Raw genomic sequence first — 15,398 nt, forward strand, 5'->3', positions numbered from 1 at the left:
TGAACAGCTGGCTTGGACCCAGAGATGGGAAACCGGCATCGTTTTGCGGACAGGCACCGCACGCCAGGGTTAAAAATCTATGGATGAGCTTCGCAATTTAGTATTATATTAGACGTTCTGGATGTGCGTGGATGGGACGCTGCGGACATCACTGTGATGCGTTGACCAGTGGATGGCCGCCATTTTAGGACCACCACGGATTGTCGATCATAGGCGAATGGGAGGTTCCAGCGGGTTTTCTCGTCGGGAACCGAGTAACGCGTTGGGGTAGTTGCATGGCTCGGATCGTCATTGCCGACGATCACGGCTTATATCGGCGTGGTCTCCGGCTGGCACTCATGGCTGGAATTCCAAGCGCCGAAATATTCGAAGCTTCGTGTTTCGATGCCGCGGTCAATCTTTTAGAGGAGCAGGCGTCCATCGATCTTGCGATCCTCGATCTGAACATGCCTGGGCTGTTCCATCAGGAAGTGCTCAGCGACTTTATGGCTGCCTATCCTGACACTCGCTTTGCGATCGTTTCCGGGGATGATTCCCGCTCGGAGATACTGACCGCGCTTTCGATCGGACTTCACGGGTATATCGTCAAATCGCAGAGCGACGAAGAAGTCGTGCTGGCTGTAAACGAAATCCTCGCTGGCCGGATCTATGTGCCATCTCTCCTATCTCGAACGTCTGCCGACCAGAGATCGCATGCCCCCCCACCTCCGGTTCAAAATGCCAGCCGCCGGCACGAGGGCTCGGGCGACGTCGCTAGGCTGACGTCTAGACAGAAGGACGTCCTCAAGCTGATGGCAGAGGGGTACTCGAATAAGGAGATTGCCCGCAATCTGGACATTGCCGAGGCGACAACGAAAATCCATGCCGCAGCCGTGCTGCGTGAGCTTGGGGTTAGAAACCGTACCGAAGCAGCTGTGTTGCTCCAAAGCTGGCTTACGAGACAGGCGAGTTGACGCATGCCCCTCGAACCGGCCCGAGTTTGCTTGCAGGAAATCGCAGCAAAGGGCCCACACCATCGGTTAATTGGTCGGCTTCGACTTGGAGGGGCTCTATTGCAGTCCAAATTCCTCAATTTCTTTGCGCGATACACGCAGCGAATATCGAAGGCCATCTTCGGTTATTTCCATATTCGGGGAATGCCCGACAAGCGGCGTGCTGTCCACACCGATTATCAGTGACCCGAACCCGCGGCGTACGACTTTTGAACTCTTCCGTCGGCCCGATTCCACCCAATCGAACACGAGGTCGTCGCCTTCGTCCTCGGATGCAAATCGCCACTTAACTTCGACCTTGCCATTCGGGTCACCCAGCGCACCATGTTTCACCGAGTTTGTCGTCAACTCGTGAAGGATCATCGCCAAGCCCTCGGCGGCGCCGCTTGGCACAGTGAGGGAAGGTCCACTGATCGTAATGTCGCGTGTCTCCTTGAAGGGCTGCAATTCCCGGTCCACGAGTTCATGGAGCATCCCTGACAGGTTGGCATGACGAGAAAGGATGCGATGGGTCGCCTCCAGTGTTCGAATCCAATCGATCAACATCTCCTTGTATTTGGCAACATCATTGTCGGGAGTATCGATCATGTTGACCAGAGCTCTAATCACTGGAAACACATTGCTGAACCGATGGCGCTCTTCGCGCATTATGCGCTCGCGTCTCTTTACGGCGGCGCGAAGCAAAGTTGTTTGTCGACGTTCGGTCAGATCCGCCGCCACCCCGATGCGCATTTTGCGGTCGCCGTGCTCTTCCTGCCGTCCACGCAATGCAATCCAGCGTGTGTGACCATCCACTTGCCGGACGCGAATCTCGACGTCAAAGTTCAATGCCGATGAAGGCTTTGCCGAGGCGGACAACTTCGGCCAGTCGACGGGATGGATTACGGCCGAGAGTTCTTCCAAGCGGCGGACTGGGGCCGGAGGCAGACCAAGGATGTCCCAGAACTTGCCGGAGCCGGCGACTGTCCCATCCTCAATGTCTATTTGCCATGTGCCCAGGCGCCCGGCAGATACGGCGAGATCGAGCCATTCCTTCTGAGCCCGAAGGGCCTCGCGTGCCGCTTGTCGCTCGGAAATATCGTCAACCACCACGAATACGCTCTCATTTGGCGCCTCGTCCGGCCGCGACGAAGACAGGGCCAGGTGAGCCCAAAATGCCGTGCCATCCTTGCGCAAAACGCGGATATCCGTCGCCGACGCGGTCCCATTGCCCAAATCTTGCAAAAGCTTCCGCACAGTACCTCGATCGTCGGGGAAAATGAGTTCCTCCAGCTCCAGTTGGGCAAGTTCCTTGTGCGCGTAGCCGGTCATCTCCAAAAGCCGTCTGTTCGACTGCAGCAGTTCGCCATGGCGATTGGTATTAGCAAAGCCCAAGGCGGCAGCATCGATGGCAGCGAGCCTCGCTTCTGCCACCCTGAGCGCGCCGTGCAGATCTTGTCGCAGGCGGTGGAACACGGTTGCGATCAGGCTACCCGAACCCAGAAGGAAGACGGCCCCGGTCCAGTCTCGACCAGTGAGGTGACCGTCCAACAGGTGTCGCATCCACAAGCCGGCGACCGCCATCAGAAGCGTTGCTGCGATGGCAACAAAACGGCCCTCAAGATACACGATGACAACGGTTATGGGGATAAACGCAACAAGCGGCAACGGCTGGCCGCCATATACCGTACTTATCGCCTCGAATGCTATCGATGCTGCAAACACCAAAAGCGAAGCTAGATGAGCCCACGTAGTGCTCGACACATTCGATTTGAGCCAGCGCAGGTCCGAACCCATGCGCAAAGACTACAACTTTCGGTCTAGTCCGTCGAGACTAGGCCGAAGGGGTGGCACCTAATCCCAATGCCCGATTGCCATGACTTTGCCGGCGAATAAAATCATGGTGTCAGGAGCGCTCTTCAGAAAGATATATCCAAGAGACGCTGCGGAAAAACCATTCGCAGATTTCTCGCAGTATGTGGAAATTCAAGTTGAAGCAGCAACTTCATCAGATTTGATTTGCGTCAGTAGCAATGGGTTGGGTGGAAGCGATGACACTGATTGAAACGCGAAACGATGCGCTTGCAGGCAGGCAATACATTGTATTGAACGATACCCGCCACGAAAGGCCGATAAGCCTTGTGGACCGACCGGACGCAAGGGTCGGCGGATCTCGACGACGCAGCCTGGAATCCATCACCGGCATGCTTGATCGTATGGGTTGCGGCTATCTCGTCCTGGACCGAGACAAGAAAGTAATAGAATGGAACGCTGCCGCTCGGGACACCCTCGCACGCCAGGGCGAAGCAACTGATACAGCCGTCGAGCTTGCTGCCGGGTTGAGGCGGCTGGTCGCGAATGTTCCGGTCCACCTCCAGCCGGGCTCACTCTCATGGGTAGTGATCCACAGCAGAGGCGACAGGCCGGTGACCATGAACGAGACGGGCGTCGTTACACCGGACGGGACAACCGTCGTCGCATTGCTGGACCGGGATAACAAATCGGCGGCCAACCCTCGCACGTTGCAAAGGATGTTCGGTTTGACCAGCGCGGAAACGCAGTTGGCGCTACGCCTCGCCCATGGCGACGCGCCCCTGGAGATCGCCCGTAGCTGGCATCTCAGTCGCACGACTATTCGCTCTCAGCTCGCCTCGCTGTTCGCCAAGACCGACACGAGGCGTCAGGCGGAACTAGTGGCTCTTTTGGGGCGCATTTCGGTTTTGCCATGAGAAATCGACTGCTGTCTGCATCCGCTTTGATTCAGACAGCGGCGGCCCGCATTGAGCGCGCTGTCGCGTAGATCACAAGGCCGGCGGCGCCATTTCCGATCGTTCAAGCGCTGCCGAGATAGCGCGGAACGCGGAACCTGGAAACGGGAGTGACTTGCCATGGCCGAAGCAGATTCGAAGGTCAACAAGCTGGCGGATATCGTTCACGGGCTGCAGGATGGTGCTGCGTCGAACCTTCCGCACACGGGGCCGATCATCGTCACGGGCGCCGCTGGGTTCATCGGATTTCATGTTGCGTCACGCCTTTTGCGGCTCGGCGCCGAGGTCATCGGCGTCGACAACTTCACGCCTTACTACGACCTGAAGCTGAAGGAGGCGCGATTTACACGGCTCTGCGCCGAGCCGAGGTTCACGCCGATGCGCTTCGACCTAGCGGACCGGTCGCTGGTGAAAGCGCTGTTCTGCGAATTCCAGCCATCGCACTTCGTGCATCTGGCCGCCCAGGCCGGGGTACGTCATTCGCTCGTCGACCCGCATGCCTATGTGGAGTCAAACATAGTCGCGTTTCTCAACGTTCTGGAGGGCTGCCGACACACCGGCGTCAGCCATCTCGTTTATGCCTCGTCGAGCTCCGTATATGGCGCCAATCGACGCATACCCTTTTCCGAGCATCATGGTGCCAATCATCCGGTGAGCTTCTACGCCGCCACCAAGGCCGCCAACGAGTGCATGGCGCATTCCTACAGCCATCTGTTCGGCTTGCCCGCAACCGGACTGCGCTTCTTCACCGTCTATGGTCCCTGGGGCAGGCCCGACATGGCTGTCTATACTTTCACCCATGCCATCGCCGAGGGCCGAACGATCGAAATCGCCAATGCCGGGCGCGTATGGCGGGATTTCACCTATATCGACGACATCGTAGAGGGGGTTGTTCGCGTGCTCGCCAAACCACCGTGTCAGGATCCCGATTGGGACGGTCGCGCTGCCGATCCTGCCACCAGTTCGGCGCCGTATCGGCTCTACAATATCGGCAATGATCGGCCTGAAGAAATCAACCATCTGATCGCGCTCATCGAGACGGCCCTTGGTCGCCGCGCCGTTCGCGTCAACGTACCTTTACCACCAGGTGACGTCCTGGAAACCCGCGCCGATGTCAGGGACCTCCGCCGCGCCGTTGGCTTCGCACCGGCGACAACACTGGAGGACGGCGTGCAACGTTTCGTGGAATGGTATCGGGAATTCCATGCACGCCCTGTGGGGCAGGTGCGACCAGCTGGCCTTCCGGCAACGGCATAGTGAGCACAACGCCGCCATTTCCTTGGTGTGACAGGGTGGCGGCTCGCCTTCAATCTGTCTTGGGATACGCCGGCACTGGAAGGGGCCCAAGCTGCCGTCCTGTACTGTGCCCGACCCCCAAAAGGCGCCGCGCATAGCGGGTGAGCGGCTTCTCGAACAGACGATGGGTGATAAATGCCACGCCGAGGGTTATCGCCAAGGCCGAACCGATGAAGGCCCACGGACCGAGCACAAAGATCAACCCTGTACGCCAGAACAATATGCGCATGGCGCGGATCACGAATGGATGCATGAGGTAAAGAGCGTATGACGCATCGCCAACGCCAGCGGCCCACCTCGCCGCCACGCTGTCATGCCTCAGTTTACCCGGCGGTGCCAAGGCAGCACTCCAAACAATTAGAGACGCCGGAATGCCATACACGACAGAGCGACCAAAGCCGGCCGAGATATCGGGAAACGCCGCCGCAAGCATCAGGGCACCCAGTCCCGTTGCGGCCATACAGGCCCTGATTGGGCCGGAAGGCCGCAGGCCTGAGGCGCACATGACCCCGATCATCGCGCCGAAAGCGAATTCGAGGATGATCGGATTGGTCCAGAAACCCCAGGGCTCAGGCAAAGGAGCCCCAAGGGCGCCCGAGAGCACCATCCCAACCAGGATCGCGAGCAGGACCGTAACTGCCCACCGCATGGGCAGCACGATCGTCGCCGTGAACAGCACGTAAAACAGCATCTCATAATTGAGCGTCCAACCCAACTCGTAGACCGGCTGAACGACGCCGTCAGGGCGACTGGCCGGAACGAATAAGTAGGATTCGACTACAAACCTGAAATCGACGTAGCTCTGGTTGAGAAGATTTGGGGCGGCCACCGCTACCGCAATGTAGAGCGAGGTGAGCGCCCAATATAGCGGGACAATTCGCGCGATCCGGCGGGAAATGAAGAGACGCGCGCCCCCGGGCTTTGCGAACAGCTGTCGCGACGTATGCACCATGATAAGCCCGGAAATCACGAAGAAAATATCGACTCCAGCGCTCCATGGTATCGGATTCCAGCTCTGAAAGGTGCGGCCGGCCTGTAATTCCAGGGTGGCCGCATCATGCTGGGCGTGTCGCAGCGCGACCGAACTAGCCGCGAGGGCGCGCAGGACCTGGACCTGGGTGAGGGTTTCGCGTTGGCTGCGCTCGACAGGCGTCGATCTCTCCGAGCGACGGCGCACTGCAGGCGCCGAGGCGCTCGCCATTCGGGCTTGTTCCATGGATGCTCCGCAGATTGTGAGCACACCGTGGTGCACCTCCGAAACTGATGCATCCTTCAAATGACGGACACCGCCCGCAAAGTATCGGCTGCCCGCGGGGACGCGGGTGTCCGGAACAGGTATACGCCGAAGCGTTTGCGCAGCCCTATGGCCTTTGTGCGATCCGGGCTTCGTGACTTCCTGCCCGAACGACGGCGATCACCGTAGCGAAAACAGTGGTCTCATTTGCTCGCCCTCAAGAACCAATGCCATTGACGGGCATCGACCGCGCTCGGCCTCATCGACAGCAAGGCAAAAACCAAGCCTGGCATGATTTTCAGTCGCTTGCGGATATAAACGGCCATGGCAATGCTCCAGATGCTCAGTGCAAGTGCCACACCCACCGCAGCGCCAAGCAGGCCGTACACCGCAACTCCGGCTGCACAGGCAATTATATTGGCCACAGCACCCGCTACCATCGTCGTTGCCGCAGCCCATTCATTTCCAGTCATGGTCAGGAGATTCTGTTGGGGCCCGCACAGCGCGACAAAGACATATCCCAAAATCAGAACCCGTGCGATCGGCGCTCCCGCGCTATAACCCTCACCGAAATAGCTCAAGAACGGCTCGACTATCACCATCATTGGGACGGCCACCAGGATGGCACCGCCAGCAGAAAGCAGGGTTGCGCGCGCGAACAGCTGTTGTAGGCCTCTGCGATCGCCTCTGACGTAGAGATCGGCTGCTGTTGGCGAAAACATGGTTGCCACGGCGATACGGGACAGGCCCACGAGCATCGCGACATTCAAGGCCAGCGCGAAAATACCCGCTTCAGCAATATGGCTTGTCCAGCCCAAAACCAGGACTCCTGCCCGACTGACGAAAACATCGAGCCCAGTGATGAGCATGAGCGGGGGGACGGCAAGCCACCATTCCCTCGAGGCATAACTTGGCTTGGCGTGTCCCAGGCCGGGTGGTTCAAACCTCCTCGCGATGATGAACACCAGCGCCGCTGTGAAAGCGGAACTCACAAGCACCGCCAGCGTCACCGAGGGCGCATCCACTGTTCGAAATCCCGACAATGCCAGGAGCGCTACCAACACGAGCAGGAGCCCGTCTCGCATGATGCGCTCCGGCAACAACGCCGAGACAACGCCGCCGAAAGCACGCACAAGCGTGGCTCCGAGAGCATAGGCCGTAACCAAGGGCACAGCCATCATGCCGAGCACGATGCTTGTCTCAAGCCCTCTTTCCGTTGGATCTGAAAGGAACAGGACGGACGCAGCGCCGATCATCCCGAACAAGGTTGCCGCTATCAGCGATCTCTGCAGCGCAAATCTTATCACGCCGCGGGCCAGATCAAGCCTGCCACTGGCCCTATAGGCCGGGAGGAAACGCAACAATGATACATTAAAACCAAGCGTTGCCAGATAGGCGAGCACTGACGTCCAAGCCTGAACGTAGGAATAGATGCCGTAGTTGTGAGGTCCGATAAGGCGTGCAATTGCCAACTGGGCAAGACTGGTCAAACCAGCGCCACCAATATAGATCAGCAAGGCGAATATGCTTGCCCAAGCGAGCCGCGAGCCCATGTCCTTGTTGCGCGGCGGTGCGGTTGCTGAACCAGTTACATCTGCGCGATGAGCCGGCAACTCAATTTGCTTTTCGCCGACCGCCCTATCGAAGCGCGACAATGCAGAAAGTATTTGTCTCTCAATCCGACAAATACTTTTAAAGGTCGATGGACCATCGGTGTTTTCGACGGAGATGATTTCCCGGCCAGATGTTGTCAGGAGGTCATGCATCGCTTCAAAAACGGCGAACGAGCGCATGTTCACGTTCAAGTCGGCCTCGAAAATCCGTTCCGCCGGCGGCTCAAGCTCCATCCGCCGACGAAGGCGACTTTCCACGACCGCAGCTGGCACCAAGAGCCTGACGGTGAGATCGGCCGCCGGTGCGAGGCTGAGCGCCTTTTCCAGCGCTCTGGGGTTGGTGCTCCCATTAAACATCGCAAGCGAACCAATCGCTTGAACATATCCTTGATCGAAAATTATAATTTCGGGCGATTGCTCAGCAGACTTCCAGCAACGCGAAAGGTGCAGGATGTATCGCCAGATTCGCGCGCGCCAAATTCGGTTTCTTGGCGGTATCATCCTCACCATTGCAAAGGAACTGGAGATATCATCGGCTCGCCCTGCCGAAAAAAGCAGTATTCTGGCGGTTGAAAATATCGCCGATACGATCCGTGATATGAACAGAAAGATTCCGAGATCATATTTGGCCGCCTTGGTGCTTGGCTTGTAGCTGAGAGCGACCTTGGCGTGATAGCCTTTCCCGCGCAGCTGCTGCGCAAGCGCATGTGCGAAGGTTGTTTTGCCGGATCCTGGAGGTCCGAAAAATTCAATGATCATCGTGTAGCTGGCTCGATTTAGGGGCGCGATCGCTCCCTGGAGCTTCTGTTGAAGATCGCACACGCATCTTCAAACCCTCTCCAACAGAAGATCGGCGTTGTCTCCGAGCCTGGAGCCGGCTAGCCTCTTCAGGTTCACCCGGGTGAGCACACTCCCTACTGGAACGGTGGCGGATCCGCCGGCCCCTATTGCATCCAGAGCACCACGGGCAATGCTGCGCCTCGTCCTTGCCCAGCGAACGGCAAAAAGCACCGAATCGGCCCAGCGCTTGAGCAGCCTGGTTTCAGGCCCCCCGAGGCCCAGGGGACCGTTCATGATGACCACGTCGTAGGCCGAACGCAGCTCCTCGGTGAACTGGCATTTGTCGACGGTGGACAGAAGCGTCAGGAGATCATCGGAAGGTGCTGGAGCGGCCATGAGGTCGATACCGATTTCCGGCATCCTCGTAATTGCATCCTTCAGCACGCAACGTTCATTCACATAGTCGCCGAAGGAGTTCCGGGCCTTGTCGGTGCTGAATTCACCACGAAACCCGTTCGTGAGCCGTACATCCTTGCGATCGAGATCGAGGAAAAGCACTCTTCCTCCCAGCCGCGTTGCCGCCAGCGCCAGGCTCCATGCCAACTCGGTCTTGGCATCGTCCTGGATGCTGGACGTCACGAGAATGATATGCGGCGGCTGCCCCTTCCCCTGAGTTGGCGCCGCAGTGACGAGCAGCGAAGTCACGGCGCGGCTGAACGGCAAGTTCTGCTGGCTCAGAACCAGATGCCGCAGCTTTCTGGCATTAAGTCCCGCAACCCTGGGAAGCAGTCCTACGCACGGGACCCCAAGCTCGGTCTCGGCTTCGGCTTCACTGCGCAAGGTTTGGTTGAAACCGTTGCGGACCAGGACAATGACCGCCCCCATGAGACCAAAGACGACCATGCCGGGGGGAATCAGGAAAATCGGCGACAATGTCACGGGGGTCGACGGCGGCCAGGCGGTCGAAAGGACTGCTACGCCTGGCGAAGGAGCGGCGATGCGACGTATCAGATCCTGCTGCCGGCTCAGGAGTTCGTTGTAATGCTGCGTCACGATGGCTACCCTAGGCTCAAGGGAACGCAGCCCCGAAAGTTGGCTCGCCGTGTCGGCCACGGCCGCGTCGAGCATCGCCTTGCGACTTTCAAGAGCCGTAGCCTGAGACCGGTAGACATTTGCCTCGGCAGCGATTCGGGCAACGCTTTGCTCCATTTCGCGGGCGATCGCGTTGCGCAGATCGCCGTCGGCGGCGGCACCCGACTGGCGTGTCACCAGGTCCGTCAACACGGGCGACCCGATTTCTTCAGCGATGGCCGTGACCGGGGCGCCCGCCTTGCGCAGGTCCTCAATACGGCGAAGGCGCGCTTCCGACGCGGAAAGACTGGCTTTCGATAGGAATATCTGCCGGCCGAGTTCCGCTGTCTCACTGGCTGCGTTGTTGGCCGCAGTCTGATCGACGGCGCCATGCGTGAGCCGGTATGTCTCCAGCCGATCTGTCGCTTCGACAAGATCCCTTTGTACTTGCGGAAGGCTGGCGACTATCGAATCCAGATTAACCTGATCCGATGCCCGGCTTTTTTGTACCAGATCTTGAATGTAGACCTGGGCAAACGTGTTCGCGACAAGTGCCGCACGCGCCGGACTTGGATCGGTGAAGCCGATGGTGATGACGCGTGATCGCAGCTCTTGTCCGACCCTCATTCCGTTGCGTAGCGCCTTCAGCTCGGGCGCGTCCGCTGCGTCCGGATTTTCCGCCACCGTGTTATCCTGTCTCCAGGCCCTGCTCAGGAGATCGATGAGGAACGAGCCAGCCGCGGGCGGGACGGCATTGACGACGGTCTTTCCGTTACCGTCGACTGGTTGGGCTTTGCGCAGTGCTGCCAGGACCCGACGCAGGTGGCCTTGCGAGGAGAGCATCGTCAGATGATCATCGATGTTCGATTCCAGCGAGTCCTGGGCGGATGCCACGCCGCCCGAAGCACTGCTGCTCGGGGCATCGATAATGACCTGGGTCGTTGCCTCGAACAGCACCGGGCGGGTGAAGCCTGCCAGTCCGGCCAGGATGCCGCCCAGAAGGGCCATGGCAAGCAAGAACCATTTTCGCGTCGTCAGGATGATGACGAGCTGGTGGAAGGGTGACGATTGCGTTGGCTCGCGTGGCGGCCGCATCAAGCGCAGATTGGTTTCAAGTGTCCCAACTTCCATCTGCTTGGCGCGCGGACGCCGGGCGCGGTTGGCTATGGAACCTTCCATCTCAATCCCCTGTCAGTTCGATATGGTAAGAAGGGTGCGTGGCGACCGTCGATGGCCGCATGGCTTCGTTGCGCCACGCCTGAAACATGAGCACCGGCCACAGGTCGCGGAAATTATCTTGGCTTCCATGCAGATGATTGCGCCAGCATGCGTCGACCTTCTCATGGTCGATGACCCCGTCCCCGGACCGGCCGATCGTGGCAATGATATCGGTTGCCCAGCCGCGCAAGGGCCCTTTCAACCAAGTCCCGACCGGAACGTCGAAACCTTGCTTGGGCCGGTCGACCAGTCGGCGTGGTACATAACGATCAAGCAGTCGGCGAAGCAACCATTTGCCCTTCCCGTTTCGGACTTTGGCACGGGCTGGCAAGCGCCAGGCGAATTCAACGACGCGATGGTCCAGGATCGGGCATCGCCCCTCGAGGCTGTTGGCCATGGTGGCTCGATCGAGCTTCACCAAAATGTCGCCCGGTAGATAGCCTTGCATGTCGGCGAATAGGAGACGCGAGAGCAGGCCGTCGAGCTTTGTCGTGTCGGTAGCTGCTGTCGGCGGCTTGCTATCAACAAGGTCATTGGCTGAAGATTTTGTCAGTTGCAGAAAGAGTTCGTCCTCATCTCGCGCCGCGAGCAGGCGGGCAAGGCGAGCCAGGCGGTCACCGCGCAAGCCATGCCGCATATTCGCCGAAAGCGGCAGATTGCCGAAGATATCTTTCTGAGAGGCCTGGGCCAGCAACCCAGCCCCCGATGCCAACAGCCGGCGAAATGACAATGGCAGCTCATGCTGCTTTGTGAGGCGGGTTGCCAGGAAGTGTCGAGAATAGCCTGCGAAGCACTCGTCGCCACCATCGCCTGAAAGCGCCACGGTTACGTGTTGCCGCGCGAGGCGCGACACCAGCAGCGTCGGTATCTGCGATTCATCGGCAAACGGCTCGTCCCAAATCCGGGGCAGCTCCGGAACGACCTCAAGCGCAGCGGCCGGCGAGAGATGAAGTTCCGTATGATCGGTGCCCAGATGGCGAGCAACCGCGGCCGCATGGGGAGCTTCATCAAACCCACCTTCGCCGAACGCTATGGTGAACGTACGAACGGGGTTTCGGGACTGTGCCTGCATCAGGGCGACGACAGTCGAGCTGTCGATTCCGCCCGACAGAAAGGCGCCCAGCGGCACATCTGCAATCATTCGTTGCTTGACGGCCAGGCGGAGCAGACTGTCGAGCTCGGTCGCGAGGTCCTCGTCGCTGGCGGCTATCGGATCGCGCTGTCCCTTGCCGGCGACATCGGCCAGCGACCACCAAGGGTGAATGCGATGCGCAAGCGAACCGGTGCCTCGGGCGTCGGCGAATTGCGCCGCAGTGACCGACAGGACTGATCCAGGCGGCAGCTTGAACACGCCCTGCCAAATGCAACGGTCATCCGGCACCCAGCCGTTGGAAACCATCGTCGTCGCCGCATCGACATCGAGTTCCGGGGTGAAGCCTGGGAAGCAAGTGATCGCCTTCAACTCCGAGGCGAAGACGAGCGCGTCACGTGTTAAGGCGACGTAGAGTGGCTTCTTGCCCATTCGGTCGCGGGCAAGCTGAAGCGTTCGGTTCTTCAGGTCCCACAGCCCGAAAGCAAACATGCCAGCGAAGCGCGCGAGGGCCGCATCAAGGCCCCAGCTTTCGATCGCGCACAGCATGACCTCCGTGTCGCTGGCGCCGCGGAAATGATGGCCCGCCCCTTCCAGTTCACGGCGCAGATCGCGAAAATTGTATATCTCGCCATTGAAGGTGATGACATACCGACCGCTCGCGGAGAGCATTGGCTGGCGACCCGCTTCGGACAGGTCGACGATGGCCAGTCGCCGGTGGCCGAAGGCTACCCCCCCTTCACGGCTCACCCAGAAGGCCTCACCGTCAGGTCCGCGATGACGAAGCGCCGTCGCCATCGGCCCGATGGCCCTGAGCGCACTTGCGTTGGCTGCATCGGGCGCCAACAAAATTCCGGCGATCCCACACATTCTAGCATCTCCTCTGGCGAACAATCGCGGGGATCGCTTCCGACGTCCCAGCGACAAGGCAGAGGGTCAGACAGAACCACACGATCGGATGGCGGATGACCAAATGCGGAGCACTGAAGGCGGCGATCGATGCCACGAGCGCCACCAGAGCATCCAGCTTCGCCCGCCAGGCGGACAACGCAGCTGAGCCGAAGATCCACATCAGGGCTAGAACCGAAATCAGGCCGCCCTGAGTGTAGAGATCCAGGATGGTGCTGTGCGCCTCGAAGGGCCGCGGCAAAAACTGTTGATTGACCACGGGGGGACTATCTAGGTGCGGGCCCGGACCCAGTCCAAGCGATCCCGATCGTGCCCCCTTCTCCAAGGCTGCATTCCAGAGATAGAGGCGAAGCGCCGCGGTTTGGGCAGTCGCTTCCCCGCCCTTGTCTTTGGTCAGGCTCTTGGCGAAGTCTTCGGCGCTGGAGGCCTCGCTGAGGGCATAGGGCGCTATAGACAGGGCCAGCGGCAGGAAGCCAACGGCCATCAGGACGGCAAGCTGCCTTGAAAGGCTCGCCTTATTGCCGTCGCTCGTCAGCCAGGCCCGGACCCGCAGCCCGAGAAGGATCAGACAAGCCAGGGCCGTGGTATAAAGGTAGGTATCGCTTTTTGTCAGCCTTCCGACGTAAATGGTGAATATGAGGCTGCATAGGGCAAGGCATCTTCCCCATTTATTGCTGGTGGTTGTGGCAAGATGCAAGGCCAGTGGACCGAGCAGGGCGCAGTAGAGCGCAAGCTGGTTCGGATTGTCGGACCATCCGCAGAAGCGGTCCCAGTACCAGGGCTCGACCCCAGCCTGATGGAGCCAGCCGAAGCCAAGTCCTACCTGAATGATGAAGCCCGCATTCGCGATAGCAACCATCCACCAGGCGATACGACGCAAACGGAAAGACGCGTTGGGCTCCGCAGCGGCCAGACAGGTGACGCACGCCAACAGCACATAGGCCAGCGTGTCGTGCAACAACGGATCCAGGAACAACGTGGTTGTCAGAAAACCGATGATGTAACCCACGCCCATGGCAAGCGCCAGGATCAGCCAGAAAAGCCCAAGCTTGGCCAGGGCCGGCGTAACCTCCAGTTGGCCGCCAGCAAGGATTCGCGTCATCGACAGCATTATCCAGAGCGTGAGGCACAGTTCGCTGTAGCCGAAGGGCAGCCCTGGGATGCTGAGTTGCGCCGCGTAGGACATCGCGACGCCGAAGGCCAGAAGCGCATCACGCATCATTGCCGCGCCTCACCCAGTCGATGGGGGCTTGGCACCGCCTCTTCCCTCGGATTCGCCTGCGCAGCTTGAACAAGCCTGCTGCGATATCTGCCACCCAGGATTGTCTTATACAGGTCGCAATACTGGTCGATCACCCACGACAGCGAGAACCGCTCCCGCACGAATCCGACGGAACGGCTGCCCATCGTCTTGCCACGGGCGGGGTCGGAAAGAAGATCGACTATCCGGGAGGCCAAGCCATCCGCATCGCGCGGCGCCACGAGATAACCGTTCCAACCATCCTCAACCACATCGTTGCAGCCCGGCATATTCGAGGCGACGATCGGCAATCCGGACAATCCCGCCTCCAGCAGGACACGCGGAATTCCCTCGCGATATTGCGTCGGAAACGCAAAGATATCCGCCATGCCAAGGAGGGCTGGAATGTCGCGCCTTGGCCCCAATGCGACAACGTGGGGAACATGGCGCTCGATATCGGCTCTGCTGACGGCAAACGGACCTTCGGAGTCTTGCGGGCCGACAAGTACGAAACGCGCGTTGGGCCTCTCGCGGATAACGCGAGGAACCGCCTCGATGAGGGTTGGAATCCCCTTCTGCCGCGTGAGCCGACCGACAAATATTATGACCTGGGCCGATTGTAGGCCAAGTACCTCGCGCATCGTGGCAGCCGAAGGACCACGATACCTTGCCATCGAGAATGCATCGGGGTCGATGCCAGAACTCCGGATCAGTCGCCCTTTGCCGCGAGCCACCAGCCGGTAGCGCTCGAAGAAGGCCTGATCATCACTATTCTGGAAGACGGTCATGGCTGTCCAACGAGACGCCACCCCCTGAAGGCCGCAAAAGAAAGGACGCAATGCCAGGGCCCGCGGCTCCCGCGACGAGAATGTCCAACCAAGCCCGTTGATGGTGCGAACGACGGGAACGTGCCCGCGCACCGCCAGTGGAGTTAGGAGATTGGGCTTGGTGTCGAAACTTTGAATGATGTCCGGACGCAGTTCGGACATCAGTTCACGGATCGCGCTGACAGCACCCCATTCTGCACCGCCGCTGCCAAAGCGGTCGAACCCGAATCGGCGATGGGCAATGCCATGGGGTGAAAAGGCGGCTCCGAGATCACTCGAAACGGCAGTGACTTGAAAACCCCTTTCGCGAAGCGCCAAAAGAAACGGGATTCTTAGTCTATGATCCTCGCCTCCAACGCAAACCAGATGCGGACTCATCCT

10 protein-coding genes are annotated in these 15,398 nt (G+C 59.5%); 3 read left to right on the top strand and 7 right to left on the bottom strand.

Annotation, left to right across the window (positions count from 1 at the left end; genetic code table 11):
* Positions 1-275 precede the first annotated feature (275 nt).
* A complete protein-coding gene (locus NKH22_RS09320; RefSeq protein ID WP_023681040.1) occupies positions 276-953 on the top strand; it encodes a LuxR C-terminal-related transcriptional regulator in 678 nt (225 codons plus the stop codon).
* 96 nt (positions 954-1,049) lie between these two features.
* On the opposite strand, the gene NKH22_RS09325 is transcribed toward NKH22_RS09320, so the two are convergent.
* Positions 1,050-2,768, bottom strand: coding sequence for a sensor histidine kinase (locus NKH22_RS09325; protein ID WP_023689782.1), 1,719 nt, complete (start codon positions 2,766-2,768; stop codon positions 1,050-1,052).
* A gap of 254 nt (positions 2,769-3,022) precedes the next feature.
* On the opposite strand from NKH22_RS09325, the gene NKH22_RS09330 reads away from it, so the two are divergent.
* Positions 3,023-3,700: a helix-turn-helix transcriptional regulator gene (locus NKH22_RS09330; protein WP_023689781.1), complete on the top strand. Its 678-nt coding sequence runs from the start codon at positions 3,023-3,025 to the stop codon at positions 3,698-3,700.
* A 159-nt stretch (positions 3,701-3,859) separates the two neighbouring features.
* Positions 3,860-4,996, top strand: coding sequence for an NAD-dependent epimerase/dehydratase family protein (locus NKH22_RS09335; protein ID WP_081731307.1), 1,137 nt, complete (start codon positions 3,860-3,862; stop codon positions 4,994-4,996).
* A 49-nt stretch (positions 4,997-5,045) separates the two neighbouring features.
* Here NKH22_RS09335 and NKH22_RS09340 read toward each other — a convergent pair whose 3' ends face one another.
* The 6 genes from NKH22_RS09340 to NKH22_RS09365 form a co-directional block, all read right to left on the bottom strand.
* Positions 5,046-6,251, bottom strand: a complete 1,206-nt coding sequence (locus NKH22_RS09340; protein WP_081731308.1) for an acyltransferase family protein — start codon at positions 6,249-6,251, stop codon at positions 5,046-5,048.
* Between the two features lie 221 nt (positions 6,252-6,472).
* Positions 6,473-8,641 (bottom strand): polysaccharide biosynthesis C-terminal domain-containing protein, encoded by a 2,169-nt coding sequence (locus tag NKH22_RS09345; RefSeq protein ID WP_352909425.1) that lies wholly within the window; start codon positions 8,639-8,641, stop codon positions 6,473-6,475.
* A gap of 69 nt (positions 8,642-8,710) precedes the next feature.
* On the bottom strand, positions 8,711-10,912 hold the full coding sequence (locus NKH22_RS09350; protein ID WP_352909426.1) for a GumC family protein: 2,202 nt from the start codon (positions 10,910-10,912) through the stop codon (positions 8,711-8,713).
* A gap of 1 nt (position 10,913) precedes the next feature.
* On the bottom strand, positions 10,914-12,911 hold the full coding sequence (gene asnB, locus NKH22_RS09355) for an asparagine synthase (glutamine-hydrolyzing) (RefSeq protein ID WP_352909428.1): 1,998 nt from the start codon (positions 12,909-12,911) through the stop codon (positions 10,914-10,916).
* A 1-nt stretch (position 12,912) separates the two neighbouring features.
* On the bottom strand, positions 12,913-14,172 hold the full coding sequence (locus NKH22_RS09360; RefSeq protein ID WP_352909430.1) for an O-antigen ligase family protein: 1,260 nt from the start codon (positions 14,170-14,172) through the stop codon (positions 12,913-12,915).
* Complete coding sequence (locus NKH22_RS09365; RefSeq protein ID WP_352909432.1) at positions 14,169-15,395, bottom strand: glycosyltransferase family 4 protein; 1,227 nt, start codon at positions 15,393-15,395, stop codon at positions 14,169-14,171. Before NKH22_RS09365 ends, NKH22_RS09360 begins: the two co-directional genes overlap by 4 nt.
* Positions 15,396-15,398: the final 3 nt, after the last annotated feature.

The sequence above is a fragment of the Mesorhizobium sp. M1252 genome (assembly GCF_040318265.1).
GTDB lineage: Bacteria > Pseudomonadota > Alphaproteobacteria > Rhizobiales > Rhizobiaceae > Mesorhizobium.

Coding starts and splice junctions, on each gene's coding strand:
- NKH22_RS09335 (WP_081731307.1), top strand. CDS start 3,860: ATGGCCGAAGCAGATTCGAAGGTCAACAAGCTGGCGGATATCGTTCAC.
- NKH22_RS09360 (WP_352909430.1), bottom strand. CDS start 14,172: ATGATGCGTGATGCGCTTCTGGCCTTCGGCGTCGCGATGTCCTACGCG.
- NKH22_RS09350 (WP_352909426.1), bottom strand. CDS start 10,912: ATGGAAGGTTCCATAGCCAACCGCGCCCGGCGTCCGCGCGCCAAGCAG.
- NKH22_RS09340 (WP_081731308.1), bottom strand. CDS start 6,251: ATGGAACAAGCCCGAATGGCGAGCGCCTCGGCGCCTGCAGTGCGCCGT.
- asnB (WP_352909428.1), bottom strand. CDS start 12,911: ATGTGTGGGATCGCCGGAATTTTGTTGGCGCCCGATGCAGCCAACGCA.
- NKH22_RS09345 (WP_352909425.1), bottom strand. CDS start 8,641: ATGATCATTGAATTTTTCGGACCTCCAGGATCCGGCAAAACAACCTTC.
- NKH22_RS09320 (WP_023681040.1), top strand. CDS start 276: ATGGCTCGGATCGTCATTGCCGACGATCACGGCTTATATCGGCGTGGT.
- NKH22_RS09325 (WP_023689782.1), bottom strand. CDS start 2,768: ATGGGTTCGGACCTGCGCTGGCTCAAATCGAATGTGTCGAGCACTACG.
- NKH22_RS09330 (WP_023689781.1), top strand. CDS start 3,023: ATGACACTGATTGAAACGCGAAACGATGCGCTTGCAGGCAGGCAATAC.
- NKH22_RS09365 (WP_352909432.1), bottom strand. CDS start 15,395: ATGAGTCCGCATCTGGTTTGCGTTGGAGGCGAGGATCATAGACTAAGA.